Source organism: Pseudomonas sp. LBUM1657, assembly GCF_059716075.1.
This window is the reverse complement of record NZ_CP166799.1, coordinates 3,255,800-3,279,961: the sequence shown is the minus strand read 5'-3', so window position 1 is coordinate 3,279,961 and position 24,162 is coordinate 3,255,800. Positions and strand designations below refer to the sequence as shown.

The 24,162-nt window shown below is 57.8% G+C and carries 21 protein-coding genes and 1 pseudogene; 11 read left to right on the top strand and 11 right to left on the bottom strand.

Annotation, left to right across the window (positions count from 1 at the left end):
* Positions 1 to 51: 51 nt before the first annotated feature.
* Entirely contained in the window at positions 52 to 603 is a 552-nt protein-coding gene (locus ACA055_RS15155) for a VOC family protein (protein ID WP_497679376.1), read from the top strand.
* Between the two features lie 66 nt (positions 604 to 669).
* Complete coding sequence (locus tag ACA055_RS15150) at positions 670 to 1,449, top strand: creatininase (RefSeq protein ID WP_497679375.1); 780 nt, start codon at positions 670 to 672, stop codon at positions 1,447 to 1,449.
* A 12-nt stretch (positions 1,450 to 1,461) separates the two neighbouring features.
* On the opposite strand, the gene ACA055_RS15145 is transcribed toward ACA055_RS15150, so the two are convergent.
* Positions 1,462 to 2,307: a LysR family transcriptional regulator gene (locus tag ACA055_RS15145; RefSeq protein ID WP_497679374.1), complete on the bottom strand. Its 846-nt coding sequence runs from the start codon at positions 2,305 to 2,307 to the stop codon at positions 1,462 to 1,464.
* 127 nt (positions 2,308 to 2,434) lie between these two features.
* Between ACA055_RS15145 and ACA055_RS15140 the strand changes: the two genes are divergently transcribed.
* The gene (locus ACA055_RS15140) at positions 2,435 to 3,376 is read left to right on the top strand and encodes a DMT family transporter (RefSeq protein ID WP_497679373.1); all 942 of its coding nucleotides are present in this window, start codon (positions 2,435 to 2,437) and stop codon (positions 3,374 to 3,376) included.
* Positions 3,377 to 3,396: 20 nt separating this feature from the next.
* Here ACA055_RS15140 and ACA055_RS15135 read toward each other — a convergent pair whose 3' ends face one another.
* Positions 3,397 to 4,263: a LysR substrate-binding domain-containing protein gene (locus ACA055_RS15135; protein ID WP_497679372.1), complete on the bottom strand. Its 867-nt coding sequence runs from the start codon at positions 4,261 to 4,263 to the stop codon at positions 3,397 to 3,399.
* A 134-nt stretch (positions 4,264 to 4,397) separates the two neighbouring features.
* Here ACA055_RS15135 and ACA055_RS15130 point away from each other — a divergent pair, with 134 nt between their 5' ends.
* The 6 genes and pseudogenes from ACA055_RS15130 (at position 4,398) to ACA055_RS15105 (ending at position 12,224) form a co-directional block, all read left to right on the top strand.
* Complete coding sequence (locus ACA055_RS15130; RefSeq protein WP_497679371.1) at positions 4,398 to 5,450, top strand: agmatine deiminase family protein; 1,053 nt, start codon at positions 4,398 to 4,400, stop codon at positions 5,448 to 5,450.
* 4 nt (positions 5,451 to 5,454) lie between these two features.
* Positions 5,455 to 6,361, top strand: a pseudogene (gene aguB / locus ACA055_RS15125) (N-carbamoylputrescine amidase).
* Between the two features lies 1 nt (position 6,362).
* The gene (locus ACA055_RS15120; RefSeq protein ID WP_497679370.1) at positions 6,363 to 7,466 is read left to right on the top strand and encodes an extracellular solute-binding protein; all 1,104 of its coding nucleotides are present in this window, start codon (positions 6,363 to 6,365) and stop codon (positions 7,464 to 7,466) included.
* A gap of 159 nt (positions 7,467 to 7,625) precedes the next feature.
* A complete protein-coding gene (gene acnA, locus ACA055_RS15115) occupies positions 7,626 to 10,304 on the top strand; it encodes an aconitate hydratase AcnA (RefSeq protein ID WP_497679369.1) in 2,679 nt (892 codons plus the stop codon).
* A gap of 64 nt (positions 10,305 to 10,368) precedes the next feature.
* Positions 10,369 to 11,421, top strand: coding sequence for a lactonase family protein (locus ACA055_RS15110; protein WP_497679368.1), 1,053 nt, complete (start codon positions 10,369 to 10,371; stop codon positions 11,419 to 11,421).
* A 56-nt stretch (positions 11,422 to 11,477) separates the two neighbouring features.
* Positions 11,478 to 12,224 carry a transporter substrate-binding domain-containing protein gene (locus ACA055_RS15105; RefSeq protein ID WP_497679367.1) on the top strand — a complete coding sequence of 249 codons (747 nt, stop codon included), beginning with the start codon at positions 11,478 to 11,480 and terminating at the stop codon, positions 12,222 to 12,224.
* On the opposite strand, the gene ACA055_RS15100 is transcribed toward ACA055_RS15105, so the two are convergent.
* A complete protein-coding gene (locus ACA055_RS15100) occupies positions 12,214 to 12,861 on the bottom strand; it encodes an MliC family protein (protein WP_497684427.1) in 648 nt (215 codons plus the stop codon). The two genes, ACA055_RS15105 and ACA055_RS15100, sit on opposite strands and share 11 nt — an antisense overlap.
* 241 nt (positions 12,862 to 13,102) lie before the next feature.
* Here ACA055_RS15100 and ACA055_RS15095 point away from each other — a divergent pair, with 241 nt between their 5' ends.
* Positions 13,103 to 13,759, top strand: a complete 657-nt coding sequence (locus tag ACA055_RS15095) for a dTMP kinase (RefSeq protein WP_497679366.1) — start codon at positions 13,103 to 13,105, stop codon at positions 13,757 to 13,759.
* A gap of 16 nt (positions 13,760 to 13,775) precedes the next feature.
* On the opposite strand, the gene ACA055_RS15090 is transcribed toward ACA055_RS15095, so the two are convergent.
* The 8 genes from ACA055_RS15090 to ACA055_RS15055 form a co-directional block, all read right to left on the bottom strand.
* Positions 13,776 to 14,426, bottom strand: a complete 651-nt coding sequence (locus ACA055_RS15090) for a TetR/AcrR family transcriptional regulator (RefSeq protein ID WP_497679365.1) — start codon at positions 14,424 to 14,426, stop codon at positions 13,776 to 13,778.
* A gap of 222 nt (positions 14,427 to 14,648) precedes the next feature.
* Positions 14,649 to 14,942: an EamA family transporter gene (locus ACA055_RS15085; protein ID WP_497679364.1), complete on the bottom strand. Its 294-nt coding sequence runs from the start codon at positions 14,940 to 14,942 to the stop codon at positions 14,649 to 14,651.
* Between the two features lie 236 nt (positions 14,943 to 15,178).
* The gene (locus ACA055_RS15080; protein WP_497679363.1) at positions 15,179 to 16,171 is read right to left on the bottom strand and encodes a LacI family DNA-binding transcriptional regulator; all 993 of its coding nucleotides are present in this window, start codon (positions 16,169 to 16,171) and stop codon (positions 15,179 to 15,181) included.
* 75 nt (positions 16,172 to 16,246) lie between these two features.
* Positions 16,247 to 17,749 carry a glycoside hydrolase family 32 protein gene (locus ACA055_RS15075; RefSeq protein WP_497679362.1) on the bottom strand — a complete coding sequence of 501 codons (1,503 nt, stop codon included), beginning with the start codon at positions 17,747 to 17,749 and terminating at the stop codon, positions 16,247 to 16,249.
* Positions 17,746 to 18,891: an ABC transporter ATP-binding protein gene (locus ACA055_RS15070; RefSeq protein WP_497679361.1), complete on the bottom strand. Its 1,146-nt coding sequence runs from the start codon at positions 18,889 to 18,891 to the stop codon at positions 17,746 to 17,748. The genes ACA055_RS15075 and ACA055_RS15070 overlap by 4 nt, the downstream gene beginning before the upstream one ends.
* 27 nt (positions 18,892 to 18,918) lie before the next feature.
* A complete protein-coding gene (locus tag ACA055_RS15065; protein ID WP_497679360.1) occupies positions 18,919 to 19,761 on the bottom strand; it encodes a carbohydrate ABC transporter permease in 843 nt (280 codons plus the stop codon).
* Positions 19,758 to 20,720, bottom strand: coding sequence for a carbohydrate ABC transporter permease (locus ACA055_RS15060; protein WP_497679359.1), 963 nt, complete (start codon positions 20,718 to 20,720; stop codon positions 19,758 to 19,760). The genes ACA055_RS15065 and ACA055_RS15060 overlap by 4 nt, the downstream gene beginning before the upstream one ends.
* A gap of 21 nt (positions 20,721 to 20,741) precedes the next feature.
* The gene (locus tag ACA055_RS15055) at positions 20,742 to 22,016 is read right to left on the bottom strand and encodes an ABC transporter substrate-binding protein (protein WP_497679358.1); all 1,275 of its coding nucleotides are present in this window, start codon (positions 22,014 to 22,016) and stop codon (positions 20,742 to 20,744) included.
* Positions 22,017 to 22,184: 168 nt separating this feature from the next.
* Here ACA055_RS15055 and ACA055_RS15050 point away from each other — a divergent pair, with 168 nt between their 5' ends.
* The gene (locus ACA055_RS15050; protein WP_497679357.1) at positions 22,185 to 23,750 is read left to right on the top strand and encodes a carbohydrate porin; all 1,566 of its coding nucleotides are present in this window, start codon (positions 22,185 to 22,187) and stop codon (positions 23,748 to 23,750) included.
* Positions 23,751 to 24,162: the final 412 nt, after the last annotated feature.

The window sequence follows — 24,162 nt, the reverse complement described above, 5'->3', positions numbered from 1 at the left end:
CATTATTCAAATGTCGTGTGACTTCTTAATTGATTAAAGAGGTAAATGTAAATGTCTCATCTTGAACAAATGAATGTCCTGACGGCGTTGAACGCTGGAGCCGAAGTCGATGGGTTCCTGGGTAACGTCGTGGAGATTGCGATCGTGACGCGGGACCACAAACGGACCATGGATGGCTTGCTCAAGCTCGGCATCGGTCCGTGGCGCGTGTACACCTTCAGCCCGGAAAACACGCAAAACCAGACGTACCATGGCGAGCCTGCGGAGTTTGTTCTGAAAGTCTGCTTCGCCCAGTCAGGCAACATGGTCTGGGAGTTGATGGAACCCGTTTCCGGGCCGACGATTTTCGCGGATTTCCTCGACAAACATGGCGAAGGCATCCAGCACGTCGCTTATGACTGCAACAACATCCCCTTCGAAGAACGTATCACCGAGCTGGAGCGACGCGGCTACCAGTGCGTGCAATCAGGCTCGTGGATGGGCGTGAATCATTTCGCGTTCTTCGGCACCGAGGCGGACACCACCACGGTGTTTGAAACCTATGCATTCCCTTCGGACTGGGATTACCCGGAGCCGGAAGCGTGGTACCCGTCGCGATCCTGAAACCACGGCGCCCATGCCTCAGCGCGCAAGCACAGCGCTGAGGTCTTCAACCGGAGTACCTGCATCATGAACAACGTTCGCATGGACAACATCAGTTGGGTCGACTACGAGCGCCGAGTGCAATCAGGCGCGGTGGTTTTTCTGCCGATCGGTGCAACCGAACAACACGGCCCGCACTTGCCCCTTGGCACCGACGCGTTGCTGGCCAGTGCCATCAGCGAAGACGTGGCCAGGGCCATCGACGGGATCGTCGCGCCAGCCCTGTCCTATGGGTATAAATCCCAGCCCAAATGCGGAGGAGGGCAGCACTTTTGCGGAACCACCAGCGTTGATGGTGCGACCCTGATCGCCATGGTCCGGGACGCCGTACGCGAGTTTCATCGCCACGGTGTGAAGCGCTTGGTGCTGGTCATCGGTCACTACGAAAACCAGTGGTTTGTGACCGAAGGCATTGAACTGGCCCTGCGTGATATCGGCCCAAATGCCGGTCTGGAGGTCATGCGTCTGGAGCACTGGGAGTTCGTGACCGCGCAGACAATCGAGAGGATTTTCCCCGACGGTTTTCCGGGCATTGCGCTGGAACATGCCGCCGTCATCGAGACCTCGATGATGCTGCACTACCACCCGCAGATGGTGGCGCTGGACAAGATTCCGGATCACGGGCCAGCCGAATTTCCGGTGTACGACATGTACCCGACGCGGACCGAATGGGTGCCGGCGAGTGGCGTGCTGTCATCGGCGCGAGGCTCCAGTGCCGACAAGGGAGAATGGCTGGTGAATGATGTCATCCACGGGATCGTACGGGCGGTGACGTACGAGTTCAGGCTCGATCACACCGCTCTGTAATTCACGGTTGATTCAGTTTTCGAAGCAAGACACCAGAAAACTCATCACCGCCTGGACCGAGGGGGTGTGCCGGATGTCGTTGTGGACCACCAGCCACACCTCACGCGTAAGCTCCGCGCCAACGGCAGGCATTCTTTGCAAGCCGTAATGGTCGCCGAGGAAAGAGGGCAGTGCAGCGATACCGGCACCTGCCTGGACAAAGTTGGCCTGGATATTCAAATCATTGCTGCGCAACAGGACAGGTCGATCCCCCGCTTGTTTCTTCAGCCAGGCCTGTTGTGGTGATTGCTCCATGGTTTCGTCGTAAGCGATGAAGGCCAGGTCCTGCGGGGCGGTGCTGGATAAATAGGCCGCCGAGCCATACAGGTGGAACGGCACGGTCGCGACCTTGCGTGCCACCAGGTCCGGTTCTGTGGGGCGGCTCAGGCGCACGGCAATATCGGCTTCGCGCCGCGACAACGAAGCGCTGCCCAGACTACCAATCAACTGCAAGGACAACTGCGGATAGGTCGCCCGCAACGCATTGATGCGCGGCGCAATCAACGCGCAGGCCAGCGCGGGCGGGGCACTGACGGTGACTTCCCCTGCGTAGCTTTCCTGCCCGGCCAGCGCCGTACGCTGCACCGCGAAGGACTCACTTTCCATACGTCGCCCTAACTGGGCGATCCGTTCCCCGTCCTCGGTGATGACATACGCCCGAGGGCGCCGGTCAACCAACTTGAGGTTCAGCGAGCTTTCCAGGGCGCTGATGCGCCGCGCCACGGTGGCATGGTCGACCTTGAGCTTGCGTGCCGCCCCTGACAACGACTGCTCGTGGGCGAAGACGATGAAGTAGCGCAGATCCTCCCAATCAAACATGGGCGTTTTCTCACATGAAGGGTGAATAAATGGGGAATTTTACCCCGTCAGCAAGCCTGCAAGACTCCTTCAACACCTGACCAACAGGTCTGAAGCATTCAGCGCACGTCTTGACGAGGAAAAAGCCATGTCTAAATCCACGCCGCTCGCGTATGCCGGCATCATCGGTGCCACATTCTTCTGGGGCACCAACTTCAATGCTGGCGCCTACATCATCAAGAGCATGGCACCCATCAGCGCTTCCATGGAACGCTTTGCCATTTCGACGCTGTTGCTCGTCGTTATTTTCAGTCTGGCGGGCAAGCTGCGTCTCGCAACGTTGAAGCACAATCTGCTGGCCTTTATCGGTCTGGGCTTGCTCGGATTTACCGCGTTCGCCCTGGCGACATTCTTTGGTCTGCAAACCACCACGCCCATCAACGGCGCGCTGATCCTGGCGACCACGCCGCTGTGGACCATGATTTTCGCCGTGCTGCTTGAAGGCGAACGCATTGACCGCGGCCGTGCCATCGGCCTGGTGCTGGGGTTGCTGGGCGTTGGCCTGGTGATCACTCGTGGAGATATCCAGGTGCTGCTCGGGCTGAAAGTGGCCACTGGCGACGCGCTCATTCTGGCTGGCAGCATGGCGTGGGCGGCGAACATGGTCGGCACCCGGCGCTTCGTCAAAGACTCAACGCCACTGGAAACCACCACGTTTTCCATGTTGTTCGGTGTCATTGGCCTGATCGTGCTGGGCTTCATCTATGAAGATCCGATCGCCGATATCCGTAGCGCTTCACTGGCTGTTCATGGCGTGGTCATCTACCTGGCGGTCTTTGGATCATTGATTGCCTACTTGCTGTGGTTCAAAGGTATCCATGCCATTGGCGCTGCACGGACATCGATCTTCTTCAATCTCGCACCTGTGTTCACCATGCTGGTTTCTTCGGTGCTGGGTGTGTTGCCCAATGTCTGGCAACTGCTCGGCGCCGGTGGCGTGATACTCGGGGTGCTGTTCGCATCAGGGCTGGCCTTGCGGCCGGTTGAACAACCTGATGCCGAATCACGCCTCGGAGCGGGCAGGGTATGAAGGGATCGGGCCCAGAATCATTACAGTGTCGCGCTGGCTGACTCAAGATGGCTGAGCAACCACTCGCTGAAGCTTCGCGCATTGTTCTCACTGTCACGATGGGTCAGCAAGGCCCAGTTCGGGCCGCGAATGGTTTGCTCCACCAAGGGTTGTAACAATCCGTTCGCCCGCGCTTGCTGGCTCAGCAACTGGCTGACCAGGGCGACCCCGAGCCCCGCGCACGCGGCGTCCAGCAGCAGGCCGGGGTCGGAAAAGTTCAGCCCCTGATCTTGCTGGCCTACATCGATGCCTGACTCCACCGCCCAATGACTCCAGTCCATTTCCCGCTCGCCGTGAAGGGTGGTGCGCTGTTCGCGTGGCAGCGCCAGCAGGTTGGGGTGACACGCCGGGTAGAGGCGGTCGGCATGTAGAACCTTGAAGCTGCACTCGGCCTGGGAGCTGATGTCATCACGCACCGCGAGGTCGATGGTCTGGCTGGCCATGTCCGGAATTTCATCGGTGCTGTAAATCCACAGATCGACGTCCGGATGCAGACGGCGAAAGTCCCCCAGGCGCGGTAACAGCCAGTGACGGGCGAACGCGGGCGTCGTGTTGAGCACCAGTTGATTAGGTTTCTGGTACTGCCCGAGACGGCGTATGCCGACGGCCAACTGTTGCAGCAGCGCCTGGGTGGTGCTCAGCAGATCGTGGCCCGCATCGGTCAGGCTGACACTGCGCCCACTGCGAAAGAACAAGGGTTGTTCAAGGTACGCCTCAAGGCTGCGAATCTGCTGACTGATGGCCGACTGAGTGAGGTGCAACTCGGCGGCAGCCTTGTGGAAACTGCCTAGCCGGGCAGCGGCTTCAAAGCCGCGAAGGGTGCTGAGCGGGGGCCAGTGCTTGAGCATATTGATAAGTTCCTCTAATCACTTTTCTGCAAAATCCATCGTTTGTTCGCCTGTTTTTACAGCCGTAGCATGCATGCCAAGACCGCCAATGCAGTTTTCATTGAACACAATGACTTAACTTAAAGGTACTTGTCATGCAGCAAAACGATATGCAAAACACCGGTTGGATGATGCCGGCAGAGTGGGTCAGGCACGCCGCGACCTGGATGGTTTGGCCACACAACAAAGCGCTCTGGGAGTCGGGTTGGGGCGTCACCTTGCCGCTGGTGCAAGAGGATTTCGCTCGTGTCGCCAACGCCATTGCCCGTTTCGAACCGGTAAAAATGGTCGTCGATCCCTCCGCTGTCGCCAGTGCTAAAGCGTTATGTGGACCCAACATCGAACTGATCGCGCTGGCAGTGAACGACAGTTGGTGTCGCGACTCTGGCCCGAGCTTCATCTGCCACCCGCAACACGGCCTGGCCGGGGTGAGCTGGCGCTTCAACGCGTGGGGCGGCAAGTCGGCGCACGACCTGGACGAAAGCCTGGCGCGTCGCGCACTCAATCACCTCGGCGTGCAGTGTTTTGGTACACCCCTGAGTAACGAAGGCGGTGCGATTCATGTCGACGGCGAGGGCACGCTGATCACCACCGAATCGGTACTGCTCAACCCCAATCGCAACCCGGGCATGAACAAGGCTGAGATGGAGGAGATCTTCACGCGTCTGCTGGGCGTGAAAAAAACCATCTGGCTACCGGGCGATCCGGACTATGTGACCGGCGACATGACTGACGGCCATGTCGATGGTGTGTGCGCATTCGCACGCCCCGGTGTGCTGCTGGTGGACGCGACCCACGACAAGCAATCGGTGTATGCCGAGGTGGTACGAGAAAACCGTCGCGCACTGGAACTGGCCACTGATGCCCACGGGCGAAAGTTCGAGCTGATCGAGTTGTACGAAGCCACTGATGCCGTGGACACCGACGCTGAAGTGTTCTGTGCCTCCTACACCAACTTCTACATCGCCAACAACGCGATCATCATGCCGGCCTATGGCATTGATGCCGACCATGTGGCTGCGAAAGTTTTGGCTCAAGCCTTCCCCGACCACGAAGTGGTACCGGTGCGAATCAATTATCTGGCCCATGGCGGCGGTGGAGTGCACTGCATCACCCAGCAACAGCCCGCCTGGCCAGTGGAGGGTTGATGCCATGACGCTGCTGACGATTGCCACCACCCAAATGCCTTGCACTTGGGACTTGCCGAACAACCTCGATCAGGCTGAGCACCTGGTGCGTGAGGCGGCGGCGAAGGGCGCCCAGATCATCCTGTTGCAGGAGCTGTTTGCCACGCCGTATTTCTGCATCGAGCAAAGCCATAAACACTTGGCGCTGGCCGAAGAATATCGAGACAGCCATGTACTCAAGCGCTTTGCCGCATTGGCCAAGGAGTTGGGGGTGGTGCTGCCGCTGAGCTGGTTCGAAAAGGCCGGCAATGCCTACTTCAATTCGTTGAGCGTGGCCGATGCCGATGGGCGCTTGCTGGGGGTGTATCGCAAGACCCACATCCCCAATGCCATCGGTTATCAGGAGAAGGAATATTTCAGCCCCGGCGATACCGGCTTTCGTGTCTGGGACACGGCTTTCGGGCGTATCGGCGTGGGGATCTGCTGGGACCAGTGGTTCCCCGAGACCGCGCGCTGCCTGGCGTTGATGGGTGCCGAAGTCTTGCTGTTTCCTACCACCATCGGCTCTGAACCTGGCTGCGCACGCTGGATTCACGTGACCACTGGCAAATGACCATGCGCGCCATGCCGCCGCGAACATCCTGCCGGTGGTGGCCGCCAATCGCGTCGGCCGAGAAGCGGCGACCACCGACCCGACTTTGCAGATGAGCTTCTACGGCTCGTCCTTTATCTGTAACCACAAAGGCAAATTGCTCGCCGAGGCGGATCGTGACAGCCCCGGCGTGCTGGTGCACAGCCTGGACTTGACCGCCATGCGCGAAGAACGCTTGAGCTGGGGCATCTACCGCGACCGTCGCCCGGACATGTATGGAGCGTTGTTAAGTCAGGACGGTCGCCACATCAACGCACGCTGGAACACTCAAGGAGCTTGATATGCGCATCTCAAACAAGCTGTTGCTCGGCGCCTTGGGACTGGCACTTGGAGGTGCCTTGCCGTCGCTGCACGCCGAAGAGAAAACCCTGCGGCTGTACAACTGGGCCGACTATTTTGCCGAGGACACCCTGAGCCGATTCACCGCCGAAACCGGGATCAACGTCATCTACGACGTCATGGATGGCAGCGAAACGCTGGAAGCCAAGATGCTCGCCGGCGGCAGTGGCTATGACCTGATTTTCCCCGGCGACACCGTTGCCGAGCGCTTGATGCGCGCCGGCAGTCTGCAGCCGCTGGACCGCTCAAAACTCACGGCCCTGGATGACATCGAACCCGGTTTGCAGAAATTGCGCACCCATTATGGGCAGTCGAGCCAAGCCACCGTCCCGTACACCTGGGGCACCATCGGCCTGACTTACAACGCAGGGCAGATCCAGCAGCGCATGCCGGATGCTCCGGTCAATAGCCTGGACATGTTGTTCAAAACGGAGCTGGCCGCCAAATTTGCCGATTGCGGCATCTCGATGATCGACTCGCCCGACGAAGTGCTGGCAGTGGTGCTCAACTACCTCGGCCGTGAACCCCGCAGCGCAAAGCCCGAAGACCTGACCGCGGCGAGTGACCTGCTGCTCAAGTTACGGCCATACATTCGCAAGTTCCAGTCGCAGCCGGTGACCGACCTGGTGAACGGCAACCTGTGCCTGTCACTTGGCTACAGCGGCGATATGACTCAAGCGCAACGGACGTCGGATTCCGCCGGCAAGCACACCACGTTCCAGTACCGCATTCCCCGTGAAGGCACCACGGTGTGGATGGACACCATGGCGATTCCCGTCGACGCGAAACATCCGGAATACGCCTACGCGTTCATCAACTTCGTCATGCGCCCGCAGAACATGGCCGCCATCAGTAACTTCACCGGCTATCCCACCTCCAATGCCAAGGCGTGTCCGAGCGTCGACACGACGATGCGCAACAACCCGGATATTTACCTCGACGATGCCACTTACGAACGGCTGATTCCCGGTAAGGACATTGCCCAGTCGGATATGCGGGCACGGATGCGAACCTGGACCAAATTCAAGACGGCCACCGCCAAATGAGTTCGGGCAGTCCTGAACTGCTAATCCGGTAACGACAAATCGTTCAAGGCCCAGATCGAGCGTTCTCCGATGGAGAACGCTCTCTTGTTGAACCATCAATTTTCATCGGCTTCGTCCACTTCTAGAATGGGTTCAGAACTAAAAAACGAGCGATAAAGCATGACCGAGATTGCCTGCGACTTACTCAATCACCTGATCATCGATGGCAGATCGATCGCCTACGTCGACTTGCGCAAGATGCTTTCACCTGAGCAGGTAGCGAAGCTTCCCTATTCGATCCGCATCCTTCTGGAAAATGTCGCTCGCTGCTCACCGCAGGCGCTGCCCTCGGTACTCGCCCGGGCCATCGGCCAAGGGCCTGACTGCGAAGTGCCGTTCCAGCCCAATCGCCTGATGTTCCACGACACCACCTGCCTGCCGGCGCTGGCGGATTTCGCCGGCATGCGCGATGTGGTGGCGGAGTTGGGTGGCGATCCGAGCGCGATGAATCCTTTGATTCCCGCGGTACTGACGATCGACCACTCGGTGATTGTCGAGCGCTTTGCCGAAGCCGATGCCGTGGAAAAGAACCTCGACATCGATTTTCGCCGCAACAGCGAGCGCTACCGGTTTATCAAGTGGGCGCAGAAGAGCCTGGATAACTTCGGCGTCATTCCACCGGGCACCGGCATCATCCACCAGATGAACATGGAAGCGTTGGCGCAAGTGGTCTGGGAGAGTGAGACCGAAGACGGCCAACGACTGATCCATCCGGATGACATGGTCGCCACGGACAGTCACACCCCGATGATCAATGCCATCGGGGTGCTGGGTTGGGGTGTCGGCGGGTTGGAAGGGCAGGCGGCAATGTTGGGTGAGCCGGTGCCAATCAGTTTTCCGAAAGTCATCGGCATCCGCGTGACCAACGTCATGCGCCCCGGTGTCACGGCCACGGACTTGTCTTTGCACGTTGCCGAAATCCTGCGCAAGCGCTCGGTGGTCGGCAAGTTCGTCGAGTTCACCGGTCCCGGGTTTTCCTCCCTAAGTTGGGCGGCGCGCGGAACGGTATCGAACATGGCACCCGAGTACGGCGCCACGGTGGTGTTCTTCCCGTTCGACACTGAAACCCTGACCTATCTGGCGTTGACTGGCCGTTCTGCTGAACTGCGCGAGAAAGTCGTCAGTTACATGAATGCCCAACCGCTGTGGCGCCGTGATGACCTGGCCGAACCGCAATTCGATGAACTGATTGAACTGGATCTGGCGAGCATCGAACCGAGCGTCGCCGGCCCACATCAGCCGCACCAGCGGCAGAAGTTGTCCAATGCGGCCGCGTCGTTTCGCAATGAAGTGATGGGCGGTGCGAGCCTAATCGCCGGGCCGGCCGAACAGTCGTTTTTCGAGCCTTCGTTCAACGAACCGATCACCCATGGTGCGGTGGTCATGGCCGCCATCACCAGTTGCACCAACACGGCCAACCCTTCGCAGATGATCCAGGCCGGTTTGTTGGCCCGTAAAGCCCGAGCGTTGGGCCTCAAGCGCAAACCGTGGGTCAAGACCTCGCTGTCGCCAGGTTCCCAGGTGGTCGCGGACTATCTCAAAGAAGCGAATTTGCTTGAGGATTTCTCGGCGCTGGGCTTTGACCTCGCGGGGTTTGGCTGCATGACCTGCATCGGTAACTCGGGAACGCTCGAAGAACACGTCGAAGCGTTTGCCGATCAAGGGCTCAAGGGCGTCGTCGTGTTGTCCGGCAACCGTAACTTTGAAGGTCGAGTAAACCCCAAAGTCCCGGCGGGCTACCTAGCGTCGCCAGCACTGTGTGTGGCGTATGCGATTGCCGGCACCATCGATATCGATCTGGATTCGCAACCGTTGGGCCTGGATACCCACGGTAAATCGGTTTATCTGCGCGACCTGATGCCGACCGATGCCGACATCGCCGCGCAGGTGTTCAACGTGGTCAACCCCGAGTTCTTTCAGCAGAGGCTGGCCACGATCTGGGACGGCACTCATCACTGGCAGGCGCTGTCCGCCGAAGGCAGCGTGCAGTTCCCGTGGAGTCCGCAGTCGACTTACCTGCGTCGTCCTCAGTACCTGGCGGATATCCAGGCCGAGCCGAAAACCTGTCTGGCCATCAGCGGCGCCCGGGTATTGATGGTGTTGGGTGACAACGTCACCACCGACCACATTTCCCCGGCCGGAGCGATTCCGGTCAACAGCCTGGCGGGCCAATGGTTGCTGGCGCGGGGCGAAGACCCTCAGGACCTTAATCAATATTCCACGCGACGCAGTAATCATGAAGTCATGGTGCGCGGTGCGTTCACCAACCGTTCGGTAAAAAACCTGTTGCTGGGCGAAAACCAGCCGGGGCTTGGCGTGTGGGCCTGGAATGCCGATCACAGCGAATGCTTGCCGCTGTACATGGCCGCCAAGAGCTACGCCGAACAGCAGACACCGATGGTGGTGTTCGCCGGCATCAATTATGGCGCCGGCTCCAGTCGTGACTGGGCCGCCAAAGCGCAGCTGCTGTTAGGCGTGAAAGCGGTCGTGGCCCGCAGCATCGAGCGGATCCACCGCAGCAACCTGATTGGCATGGGCGTGATCCCGCTGGTGTTCAAAGCAGGGCAGAGCGTCGATGACCTGAAGTTGCAAGGCGACGAACAGTTTGATTTCATCGGGCTTGACGACCTGAACGTAGGCGACAACCCGGTGATCCTGGTTGTACGCCGCGATGGGGCCGAACAGCAACGTGTCGAGTTGGCCGTGCGTATCGACTCGCTGCAGGAAATTCGCTACCTCACCAACGGCGGTGTTCTACCCTACGTGATTCGTAAAGTGGTGAAACGCACGCGTCACTGACATCGATGCACGTCAGGTTTTGCGATCAAGAATCAGGTTATTTGTTACCCGGAGAACAACGCTTATGTACGCCTATGTCGGGTCAAGGACTACCCGAGAACGAAATGCCCGCGGTGACGGCATCACTGTCTACGAAGTGGATCAGGAGCAAGGGACGCTGACCCTCGTTCAAGTGGTCGGCGACCTGGTCAACCCGTCTTTCCTGACGCTGAACACAACCTGCGATCGGCTGTACACCGTGCACGGTGACGAGAGCGACGTCAGCGCCTTCAGCATCGACAAGGCCACCGGCAAGCTGACTTTCATCAATCGGCAAAGTTGTGAAGGCAAGAACCCGGTGCATTTGGCGCTGGACCCGACTGAACGCTTCCTCGTGGTCTCGAACCACATCACCGGTTCCCTGGCGGTGATGAATGTGGCCGAAGACGGGTCGCTGGGTACGCTCAACCAACTGCTGAAACTGCAAGGCCCGACCGGCCCGCACCGTGTCGAGCAGCCGTTTTCCAAGCCGCATTTCAACCCGTTCGATCACACCGGCAAGTGTGTACTGGTGCCCGACAAAGGCCTGGACCGGATCTTCAGTTTCCGTTTCGACAACGGCCAACTCGTCCCCGCCGACCAGCCGTTCGTGACCACGCGTGAAGGGGCGGGGCCACGGCACTTGGCGTTGCACCCGACTGCGCCGTTCGCCTATGTGGTCAACGAGCTGGATTCAACGGTGACGACCTATCGCTTCAATGCGCAGGACGGCTCGTTGAAACCGTTGCAAGTGGTGACTTCGCTGCCATCGACTTTCACCGGCAACAGTCGCGCCTCGGAGATCGAGGTCGATCGCAGTGGGCGTTTTGTCTACGCTTCCAACCGGGGTTACGACAGCGTGGCCGTGTTTGCCATCGATCAGGAAACCGGGTTGTTAAGCCCGGTCGAGTTCATGCCCACCGATGGCAAGACCCCGCGCTTCTTCACGTTGACCCCCAATGGGCGTTTCCTCTTCGCACTTAACGAAGACAGCGACATCATCCTCTCGATGGCGGTAGATCCGAAAAGCGGAGGGCTGAGCAAGACCGGTTTTTCGATCTCGACGGGAAGCCCGGTGTGCATGGTTTTTTCTAACTGAACACTGGATTTATTGAAACGACACATGCAAGTACAAACCTGGATTCGGAGCAAATGATGACTGATATCACACCGGCAGTTCTTGAAGATCTGGCCCCTCAAGGCGTTCTGCGGGCCGCCATCAATTTTGGTAACCCGGTATTGGCGCAGCAGGGCCAGGATGGGGCGCCGCAAGGCGTGTCGGTTGCCCTGGCCAAGGCGTTGGCCGAAGAACTGGGCGTGCGTCTGGACATGCTCACCTTCGATGCCGCAGGCAAGGTATTTGCCGCGCTGGAGGAGGGGGCCTGGAACATTGCGTTCCTGGCCATCGAGCCGGTGCGGGAGCAACAGATCGCTTTCAGTGAACCTTACGTGATCATCGAGGGTACTTACCTGGTCGCGACCGAGTCGCCATACATGGCCGTCGAAGACCTCGATCAACCGGGGTTGCGGTTGGCGGTGGGCAAGGGCGCTGCTTATGACCTGTTCCTGACGCGCACCTTGAAACATGCGCAGTTGGAACGGGCAGAAACCTCCGCCGCCGCTGTCAATCTGTTCTTCGACAAAGGTCTGGATGCCGCCGCTGGCGTCCGCCAACCATTGCAGAAAGTAGCCGATGCCGACCGGCGTTATCGGGTGCTTGAAGGGGCTTTCACGGCCATTCGCCAAGCAATGGCTGTTCCGCGAGATAGAACGGCGGGTGCAGCTTATGTGAGGGCATTCGTGGAGCGCAAAAAGTCCGAAGGCTTCATCCACGCAGCCCTGACGGCCAGCGGTCAGGCGGATGTGACGGTTGCAGCCTGCGCCAAAAACGTCAGCCGATAGGCTCAGCCGTACAACTCATTTCCCCTGAGCCTGGCCTCTGGAAAAGGACCACGTTGCCGTTTTGCCAGAAGCTGTAGCTCCCCTGGTTATCCTTGCCACTGTAATGAGCTCCCGAATCACTCGACACTTGGCTCAGGGTGATCGAGCTATTCGCCCATTTCAGGTAAACGACACCAGGTTGCGTGGTGAAGAAAGTAGCGGCAATCAGCGCGTTCAACCCAGTACAACGAAAAGCCAAGGGGCCTTCGGTGAGTCTGTCTGGATCCTTGGTTCTCACAATTGCCGAGCCTTGGCGTAGCTGGTACGCGCGCTCGGCATAACGTCGGATCGTGCACGTCTTGGGTTCCGGCTCGGAAGCACACTGATTGCGGTCTTCCATCCAGAACTGCTGGTCGATGATGACCTTGTCTGGTGGCGGCACTGAATGTTCATCCGTGAGCGCCAGGCGATAAAGACGCATCAGTTCGACATCCATCTGCGCCAGCTGCGGATCACGACAGATAAGCTTTTCGACGGATGCTCTTGTCGTGGCGCAGTCGAAGCTGGTCTGGAAGGACGCAGCATTTGCGCAGGTGCTCGTCGCTGCGCACAGGCTGGCAGTGAGCAGACAGCTGAAAAGGGCTGTGACCGTTTTCATTTTGGTTTTACCCAGATTATTACGTGATGAAAGTTCCACTCTGACACATCATTCAACTTATGGGCGATGACCGATGTTCATAAGCGGCTGTCACCCTGGATTTTGAGACCCGTTAGCCAGAAATAAGGTTAGAGTGTTGATCTGTTCATAAGGGCCCTCCAATCGATTCGCGTAGTCGCGCCAAGCGGTTCCAGCGAGCGAGCCGGGCAAAAAAAACCGTATATCAATCGTTATGTGAAGAATGAATCGTCCGTTGTTTGTTTCTCTAGATGGGCCCAAGGGAACCGGCAAAACCACACTGTTGGAGGCCGTTACGAAAGTACTGAGGGCAGACAACAAAAAGGTTATCCGACTTTGCGAGAAAAAAAGCGATCCCTATAGGGGGGAAACAATGGCCCTCGTTAACAAGTTCGTCAGAAATCCCACCCGGGATTTGGAGTTGGGGGTTTGTGAGCGCTTTGCTGATAGCCGTAGCTGGATTTCCCAGCACGTGCTGGCTAAACAGCTACCAGGCAGCATCATCTTGATCGATCGCTGGTACCCGTCTGATGCCGCGTTTCGCCGAATAGTCCCGTTTGCAGAGATTCTACAGCTGAACATTGATCGAAACGTGCGAGTGCCAGACCTGCATGTCGGGGTGGTCACCGCCCCTGATATTTCATGGGCGAGGGCAGCGGCACGACGGCGTGGGCTGAGCAGTACTGTGATCCATAAGCTGGAAGAACATGTCGCTTGTACCAAGGCGTTCGAGCGAGCAATTGCAGATCACGGCTGGGTTTTATGCCGTAATGAAGGAACGATCGAAGACGCAACGATGCAGGTAATTTCTGAGATCTATAGAGTCCTTCGATGCCCCGTAGGCGAAGTTCGCTGCGCCGGTCTTGATGCGGTGAGATAGCCGTAGATATAGATCGTTAGCCGTTTTGCGTAGAAACGGCGTCCGCCGAATTGCCTGATTGATTCTGATCCGCCGTTTTATTCTCCACCAGCAATCCGGAAGCCAATGCAAGGAAGCTTTCGGCTACATGCTCGGAAGCCGTTTGCGGATCCTCGGCATTGGCAATCCACAAGGAAGCGCCGAGCAGGGCGCCCATGATCAGGCGTGCCGTCGCTTCGGTGTTGACCGCACGGATCGTGCCTTCATCGATCAGTTTCTCGATGCTGCGCTGAGTGCTGCGGATACAGGCATTCTGGCTTGGCCATTGCGAGGGATCACCCAGCACCGACGGGCCGTCAAGAAACACAATGCGCTGGATTTCAGGTTCCAGGGACATCTTGATGTAAGCGATGGATTCATCGATAAAACCGTCCCAGGTGGTGCTCGCCTCCGCGATGATGTCCGACAGCCGCGCCATCATCTCTTCATCAATCTGGGCGATTACGGCCTGTAGCAAACCTTTCTTGTCACCAAAGTGATGGTAAAGCGCACCACGGGTTAGCCCGGCTTTAGCGGTCAGATCATCCATCGAACTGTCCGCATAGCCCTTCGCAGCGAATGCGTCACGCGCCGCCTTGATCAGCTTGCCGCGGGTCTCGGTAATCATGTCTGCACGCTTCTGGGCCATAGGTACAGCCGCCTGTTTGGTGAGCCGCCTCAAAGGGATATAAGGCGCATGCGAGTGCCATAGCCGTATGGCTTCGACATCGTAGAATCTTGGCTGACCAGGTAATTTGTTTGAGTACAAAAGGGCCCTTCAAGGGCCCTTTTTTTGACCGTTTGGAGAGCAAAGAGAGAGTGCGCCTAGAAGCCAATGCCCACTGGCCGGTGGCGATTGAGATTCGCGAGATCAGTTAGTGGCATTTGCTAAGCGCTTGTCGCTGAGCACCAATCCAATTCCTCCTAACACTGCTAGCGATGTCAGTGCTAAACGAACGGTGAGGTGCTCACCCAGGATGAGTACCCCAGCGAGAGACGCTAAGACAGGAACACTCAACTGGATGGTTGCTGCTCGAAAAGATGAAAGCGAGCGTATCACCGCGTACCAGATTGCATAACCAACACCTGAGGCAATCGTACCTGACGCAATGGCGCAAAGGGCCCGAGCAGTGGATCTTTGGAGAGTTGCATGGCGCGCTGCCAAAGCCTTCTCACTTGCACGAGTTGAAGCTGCCGCGTAGGCGCCACGTCCTCCAGGTGTTGAGCCCAGGGGGCTCCAAAAAGGGAAGGCTCGATACCTTGCCGAGCAAGCTCCTCGATGACGCCTACAAGCCAAGTGGCACTGACGGTGAGAGGTCGGGTCATTTTATATCCGTTAGCCGTAGTGCAATGCTTGGTTAGAAAGAGGCGAGATTCTTACATTACCGAATTAACTAATTCTTATAGTGATGCCCTGACCACCAATGGACAATCAACTGGCTGAGCTCCCGATACCTCAAGGGTCTCGATCAGGTGCCGGGCAGCCTTACGACCGATCTCGTAGTATGGCAGTTGCACCGTGGTCAGCGGCGGGATGAACAACTCAGCGATACCGATCATGTTGTCGTAGCCGAGCACAGCGACATCGTCGGGAATCTTCAGGCCACGGCCCAATAACAGCTGATAGGCACAAAAGGCAATGCGGTCGTTGCCACAGATCAGAATGTCGAATTGGGGACGACCATCAATGATGTGCCGGTCTAGGATGGCTGCGGTTTCACCATAGGCGTCATGATCGGAAAGGTCGTATTGCAGGAGTGCGTCAGGAGCCAGTCCGAATGCCTGACAGGCGCGCTGCATGCCATTTTGTCGCAGGCCCCAGGCCAGACTCTGTTTTGGCAGATTGATACACAGGGGGCGCTTATAGCCGTGGGTCAACGCGTGGTGTACGGCCCGATACTGCCCCATTTCGTCGTCTGGTACATAACTGACAAGCCGACTGTCATCAGCCAGGCAATTGGCGAGTACCAAGGGTTTGCTCTTCAATCGCTCGGGAATGCACACCTGGCGCAACCCCATGGCGCTGAAGATCAGCCCGTCGGGACGGTGCGATAGCATCAGGTCGATATTCTGGTCGGTGGGCGGGTTGCTTAACAGATTGAGGATAAATACATTCCAGCCGGCTTGCTGCGCGGTTTGTTCGATGGACAGCAGCAGCTCAACGGCGAACGGTGTGGTCGCGGTGTCCAGAGCGAACACGCCGATGGTTCGCGTCTGGAGGTTGTCACCGCGCATCCTGCGCGCCGACAGGCTCGGCACAAATTGCAATTCGTCAATGGCGCGACGCACCCGCTGATAGGTTTCGGGGCTCAATTTTTCCGGATTGTTGAGCGCTCGAGAAACTGTCATCAGGGACACGCCGGCCAGCAGTGCAACGTCTTTCACTGAAGTCATGCGAGGCGAAACCGGTCAGGTTGACGCTGAATCATGACACATGACCCGCGCTTCTCGCGACTCGAATGACGCTGGTCATAGCCATCCCGAGGCGAGAGGCCATGCCCTGGGAATCGAGACACGCCCGCCACTCCCGCTCGCAATGAGCTTCACACCCAGACTACCGGGCTGTGGGTAGAGGCGACTGCTGAGGCTGAAGCGCCCGTTTTCGTCGAACACCTCAATAGACGAGCGATCGAGGAACACACGCAGTGCCAGTAACTCTTGTGTCGGGTCTATCGACACGCTGCGCTGACCGGTGACTTGCGCACCCGAGCGGCTGCGGTCAAGTACCAGGCGCTGCAGTGACGCATCGTAGTAGAGCAGCGTTTCTTCCTGGCCATCGACGCTGCAGCGCAAGGCGATTCCCAAGTGGCCGTCGGTACAGCCGAGCAAATCCAGGTGCACATGGATTTCGAGCATATCGCCATTCACCTCTGGCACCCCCCGGGCTCCCGACTCACCCCACCAGATCGTGCCCGGCAATGGCGCTTTGCGCAGAGCGGTGAGCTCCCGTGCCGGAAACACGCAAAGGCGATCGGCGCACAGTTCAAGTTCGCGTGGCAATCCGAGCATGCCGCACCAGTGATGGGCCTGGCTCGGCATCGGGCTTTCCCACATGTCGAGCCACGCCCACACAAGGCGCCGACCATCGGCGGCCAATAGCGTTTGCGCTGCATAGAAATCGTGGCCGTTATCCAGCTCGATAAAAGGCCCGCCGGTGAAGTGCCAGTCGCTGTCGAGTCGGCCCACTCGATAACCAGTCTGGTACTTGTTGAGCCGTTCGTAACCTTGGGGTGACATGCCTTGGGGGGAGTACAGCAGCAGATCGCGTCCGTTCAATCGAAACAGATCCGGGCACTCCCACATATAGCCATCGCCCTCGCTGCCGCTGGACACATAGTCAAGGAACTCCCAGACGTGCAGATCCGTGGAACGGTACAGCGGGAGCAGCGGCCTATCGCCCAGACGTGCGCCGGCAATCAGGTACCAATAGTCATCCTCCTTCCATACCTTGGGGTCACGAAAGTGCATGATGGTGTCTTGCGGCGCGGTCTCGATGACTGCGCCATGCTTGACGAACCGGATGCCGTCGATACTGGTGGCCAGGCACTGGACTTGACGTATCAAGCGTTCATCACCCACTTCCCCCAGCCAGGTGTGTCCGGTGTAGATCAGTGCCAAGGTATCTCCGCACACCACAGCGCTACCGGAAAAACATCCGTCACGGTCGAAATCATCGCCGGGTGCCAGCGCAATGGGTAGGTGCTGCCAATGAACCAGATCGGCACTCTTGGCGTGCCCCCAATACATCGGGCCCCATTTCGCTTCGAAGGGGTAATGTTGATAGAACACGTGATATTCGCCGCGAAAGTACACTACCCCGTTAGGGTCGTTCATCCAGCCTGCCGGGGGGGCAATATGATAACCGGGTCGATAATCGTGGATGACGCGAGTCAGGCCGTCATTCAGCGCACGCTGCGCAAGGTCAAGGGCGGAAGACATTGGGTTGTTCATAGGATTCAAATACACAGTCATAGGGCGTTTGCTCGTGCCGAACGCAGAGAGACGCCATCCGGAAGGGTTTCAATGGCCTTTGGGTGGCGCCTCAAGGCCGTGCCGTCGGCGTCGAACAGGTGGAGGTTGTCAATGTCCAGCTGCAGTTCGACCCGATCGCCCACCCGCCATCCGGCGTTGACCTCACAGCGACAGATCAGTGGCTCGTCCTGACCTGTATCGAGGTGCACATACGTTTCGCTGCCCAGGTATTCGACCCCGGTCACGATGATACCGACGGCTCCCTCCACCGCCTTGAGCGACACGTGCTCCGGGCGAATACCCAGGCTCAGCAGGGCGCCCGCCGCGAGACTCGAACTGTCGAATGGCAGAGACGTCATACCCAATACGGGGGTATTGACCAGGCTGGTTTCGCCTTGAACCTGCAGGCGCGCCGCCAAAAAGTTCATTCTGGGAGAGCCCAGAAAACCGGCGACAAACTGGCTGGCTGGGTGTTCATAGAGCTCGCGCGGTGAACCGACTTGCTCCACGCGACCGGCATTAAGCACGACAATTTTGTCGGCCAGGGTCATCGCTTCCACTTGATCGTGGGTGACGTAGATCATGGTCGAGCCCAGTCGATCATGCAGCCGGGCGATTTCGTTACGCATCTGCACCCGCAAGGATGCATCCAGATTGGAGAGCGGCTCATCGAACAACAAAATGTCCGGCTCCCGTGCCATGGCTCTGCCCATTGCCACACGCTGACGTTGCCCACCGGACAGTTCCTTTGGCTTGCGTTGCAGCAGTTTGTCCAATTGCAGGATCTGCGCAGTTTTCAGCACCCGCTCGCGCAGGCTGGTCTTTTCAGTCTTGGCCAGTTTGAGACCAAAGCTGATGTTGTCGTAGACGCTCATGTGCGGGTACAGCGCATAAGACTGAAACACCATGCCGACGCCACGCTCGCGCGGCTCCAGGTCGTTGACCCGACGCCCGTCGATCAGCAGGTCGCCGCCGCAGATCGAATCCAGTCCGGCGATCAGTCGCAGCAGGGTCGACTTTCCGCAGCCCGAAGGGCCAACGAACACCACGAATTCACCCGCCGCGATCTCCAGGCTGACGTCGCGAAGAATCCGCACGCCGCCCAATTGTTTGTTCACGTTGTCCAGTTTCAATTTGATCATGATGCTGTTCCTTGTACTTGTTGGGCATCAACCCTTTAACGCGCCGGCAGTGAGACCGGAAACGATTCGGCGCTGAAAGATCAGCACCAGAATCACCAGTGGGACGGTGACCACCACCGAGGCGGCCATCAACAGCCCCCAAGGCAGCTCATGGGGGCTCCCGCCGGAAATCAAGGCGATGGCGACCGGCACCGTGCGTTGCGTGTCTGTGAGGGTGAAGGTCAGGGCAAACAGGAACTCGTTCCACGCTGCGATAAAGGCCAATAAGCCAGTGGTGACCAGTGCGGGCCAGAGCAGCGGCAACAACACGCGGGTCAGCGTGACCCAGGGCGAAGCGCCATCCATGATTGCCGCTTCTTCCAGTTCATGGGGCAGTTGCCCCATGAACGTGGTCAGCACCCAGACGGTGAAGGGCAGGGTGAAAATCGTGTAGCTCAGGATCAACGCCCAGGACGTGTTGTACAGACCCAGGGCGCGGATCACTTCGAACAGCCCCGACAGTACAGCGACTTGGGGAAACATCGACACGCCGAGAACCATCATCAATACCGTTCCACGCCCACGAAATTTCACCCTTCCCAAGGCATAGGCGGCGGTCACACTGAGGAACAGCGCCAGCGTCACCACGCAAAGTGCAACCACCAGCGAGTTACCGATAGCCCTCAGGAATAAGGCTTGGTGGAGTACCGCCGCGTAATTGGAGAAGTCGGGTTTTTCGATCCAGTAGCTCACCTCGAACAAGGCACTGGACGGCTTTAGCGAAGTCACGATGGCGTAGTAGAAAGGGAAGACCGCATACAGCAGCAAAACCCCGATCAGACACCAGAACCCGAGGCGCAACAGCGCTTTTTTGAGTAGGTGCTGGCTCATGACCGAACCTCCATTTGACGGCGTCCGAGGTAGAGATAAAGCATGGCGATTACCGCAACGACCAGAAACAGAAGAGTCGAGGCCGCGCTGCCATAGCCAACATCCTGGAACTCCACCAGGTGCTGGCGGGCATAGACCGACATGCTCATGGTGCTCGAAGAATTCGAGGTCAACACATAGATGACGTCGAAAACCCGCAGGGAATCAAGGATGCGGAAGATCGCCGCCACCAACAATGCAGGCATCAACAGTGGAAGCGTGACACGCCAGAAAACTCTCAGCGGATGAATGCCATCGACCTTGGCGGCTTCGTAACAATCGCTCGGCAACATCTGCAAGGCAGCCAGCATCAGTAGCGTGAAAAAAGGTACGGTCTTCCAGACGTCGACGATGATGACCGCCCACATCGACAGATCCGCATCTGCCGTCCAGGCCAGAGGGGCATCAATCAGGCCGACGCTCAGCATCAGGTGATTAATGATGCCGAACTGGTCGTTGAGCATCCATGACCAGATCTTCGCCGAGACAATGGTAGGAATCGCCCAAGGAATCAGAATAAGCGCACGCACCAAGGAACGACCGGTGAACTTGATGTTTAGCAGCAACGCCACCAGTAGCCCCAGGACGACTTCCAGTCCCACCGACACCAAGGTGAAATGCAACGTATTGCGCACAGCGTTCCACCATTGTGGATCGACCAGAATGCCCGACCAGTTGGAACCGTCGTGGAACAGATAATTGCTCAAGCCAATGAAGGTTCCGCCACCGGTGTCCGCCAGATTGGCGTCGGTCAGGCTGAACCAGAATGTGCGCAGTAGCGGCCAGGCCGCCACCAGGGCCAGACACAGCAACATCGGCGTCAGAAACAGCCAGGCAGCGCGTACTCGGCGATGTTGTACAGGCGTTTCCCTGGTGAGCAGAAGCTCGTCACAGGGGGCATGGGTAGAAGAGACAGACATGGTGATTTCCTTCCTTGTGGCTTACCAGTTCCGGCGTTTGATGCGCGTGAGTTCGCTTTCCAGTTCGGCCAGCGCCTGATCGACAGGCAACTCGCCCGCCAGCACGCCATGCACTCGATCGAAGAACGCATTGGAGACCCGTGGATAGCGATCTGCTGTTATTGAGGCGGGGCGCATGACCCCTTCGTTGAGAATGCTGTGCAGCTGGCTGTAGTAAGGCATGGCCGCGAGCAGTTCGGGATCTTGATAGAGCGACTCGATAACCGGGTTATAGCCGCCGACCAGTGCTCGATGTTTTTGCTGCTGGGCACTGGTCAGGTAGGTCACCAGTTCTGCGGCAAGTTTTGGATGGGCGCTGTAACGCGATACCGCCAGACCCCAGCCACCGAGGGTGGATGCATGGGTGCCGGTCATGCCGCCACGGGGCAGGGGAGCGACCCCGACCTTGTCTTTTACGGCACTGTCCTGGCTTTGTACCAGGGCCCAGACATAAGGCCAGTTACGCATGAACAACGCATTTCCCGATTGGAATACGCCACGTCCTTCTTCCTCGGTGTAGTTGAGTACGCCACGCGGGGAGATGTCTCCTACCCAGCTTTTCGCCAGGGTCAAAGCCGTTCTTGAGGCCTGATTGTTGACCACGATGTCGCCTCGTGGATTGACCAGTCCGCCTTCCGGTTGGCTGCTGATCCACTCCAGCGCATTACACGTCAGACCCTCGTAAGCGCGTCCCTGAAAGATGTAACCCCACACATTGGCGTTCCCGGCGTTGCGCTCAGCCTGTTGAACATCCCTGGCGGTAGTGGTCATTTCCTCCCAGGTTTGGGGAACCTGCTTGTCGTACTTCTCGAGCAAGTCCTTGCGGTAATACAGCAGGCCTGAATCGGTGAACCACGGCATCGTCACCAGCCGCCCGTTCACCGTGGCGTTATCCACCTGTGCCTGGAAGTAGCCTTGGGTCGGGTTGGCGGGAAGCACCTCACGCAGATCCATCAAATGTTTGGCCAGCATCCCTGGCCACACCATATCGATTTGAATGATGTCGATGTCGGCGGACTGCGCACTGAGGATCTGTTGGTAGAACGACAACCGCTCGGTCGCCGAGTTAGGCGTGGAAACCACCTCGACGTTGTTGCCAGTCTGTTTCGACCACGCCTCGACAGCCTCCTTGCAGAGTTGTAACTCCGCACCCACCGCACCGCACGAGATCGTCAAATCTGCTGCGCTGGAGACGGATGGTAGTCCGGCACAGAGGGTGATTAGTGCTGCTGGAAGGAGAGATTTCAGCTGTTTCATTGAGCACCCTTTATTTTTGTTTTTAGAAAAGTTAACGTTAACATCGCCAAATGTAGCAGCGTATTTGCGATGAGGCATCCTTTTTTTCGTCGATTGCGACAATTCGCAACTCACGAAAAATGGCCGGTCGCGGGAACAAAACAATAAAAACAAAACAGGGAAATCCACATGCAGAAAGCACCAGGCTGGCTACTCGCAGGCGTGCTCGGCACATCGGCGGCAACCTCTCAGGCCGCGACTCTGGAAGAACGCATGGCCGCGTTTGAAGCCCGTGCCAGCGCAGCGGAAAAGCGTGCAGCCGCAGCCGAACAGCAAACCCAGGCACTCGCCAGGGAATTGCAGCAGATCAAACTTGCAACTCCCACCTTGCAGCCTGCTGCGTCTACTGCCGCAGCCATTTCGGTGCCTGCTTTGGACACCCGATTGGCAAAACTCGAAGCTCGTCAGCAAAGCATGGAAAAGCAGCGCAGCAGCGGCCACCTCACGGACGGCTTCAGCTTCAAGGGTTATGCCCGTTCCGGATTGCTGATCAACGATGGGCTAGGTGGTGGTCGTGGCGGCCCTTATGCAACCCCAGCCGGTTCAGTCGGTGGTGCAGTCGGGCGACTCGGCAACGAAGACGACACCTACATGCGCATAGACCTCTCGAAAGAAACCTATGCGCAGAATGGCACCCGTTCCAAATTCACGGTGTCCATCGCCGATGGTGTGGAAAGCTCCAATGACTGGACGGCCGACGAGAGCAACCTGAACGTGCGTCAGGTCTTTACCGAACTCGATCATCTCGCCGCCTTCAAGGGCAACTCAGTGTTCGAGAACTCCACCTTGTGGGCAGGCAAACGATTCGATAGAGATAACTTCGATATCCATTGGCTCGACTCCGACGTGGTCTATCTGGCTGGCACCGGAGGTGGTATCTACGATGTGCAGATGAACAAGAACTGGCGCTCGAATTACTCTTTGATCGGGCGTAACTACGGGGATTTCAGTGAGGGCGGTATCAACGCCGATGTGGAAAGCTACATCCTGACCTCTAACCAGTTCTTCGATAATGATCAGTGGCAGTGGATGTTCAATGCCATTGGCTCAAAGAAAAACGACATTAACACCCGCAGCAATGAAGCAGGTCTGACGCCTGCGGATTCCGGCTTGCACAGCATGTTGGCCAATCACCAGAAAAACTTTTTCGGCAGGGAAGGCTTCTTCAAAACAGCGCTGCTCTATGGGCAAGGTCTGGGGGCAGAGGTCAAGAACGTCGGCTCGGATGGTGAACTGATTGACGATGCCCGCTCTCTGCGTCTGGCACTTTACGGCGAGACGCCCATTGCACCTGGTTGGCGCATCGGCCCCAGCTTGCTGGCCGAACAAAGCAACGATAGATACGTCAAGGGTGACAACTACCGCTGGATGACCCTGAACATGCGTTTGGCCAATGAAATCACCAGCAATTTCGAGATGGCTTACGAAATGAGCTGGCAAACCATGAACCTCGACCCGAAGGGCTATCTACAACGTAATGCGGTCGACGGTAACTTCTGGAAATTCACGATCGCCCCGACATTCAAACCTGACGTTGGAGACCTGCTCACTCGTCCCGAACTGCGTGTGTTCGCAAGCTTCATGAATTGGTCTTCGGATCTGGACAGATACAGTACCTCAGACTCCTTCGGCAAGACGGACTTCAACGCCGGAGGTGTATGGCAATACGGTATACAAATGGAAACCTGGTTTTAATAACCAGACTTCGCCTGCCATCATTTGGAAAACGCCACGCTTGTCAGAGTGGAAGGCTTCGTCGTTACTCTCAAGGGCTACGAAAACCCGGAAGTAGGTTGTCGCTTTATCAAGCTCAACAAAGTCGCGGTGCGGTATAACCAAACCGTCGACGAGGCTTCTAGCGCGGATCATTTTGAGGTTGCCGCTTCATGGGCGATCCCTGCGATGAAATCCTCAGAAATCATAGCAAGGGTTCGCCAAGGCGTTTTTACACACTCTGGGCCGAAAGCCGCCAGTATTGAAGGGCGGCCATCTCATAATTTCTAGTTACAGCTCGACGTTTGAAGGTCTTTAATGCTTTTGTAAATTGATGATGAATTAGCTCCGCCCACCATTGGAGAGGGGGGAGCAGCAGGGGGGGCGTGGGGTT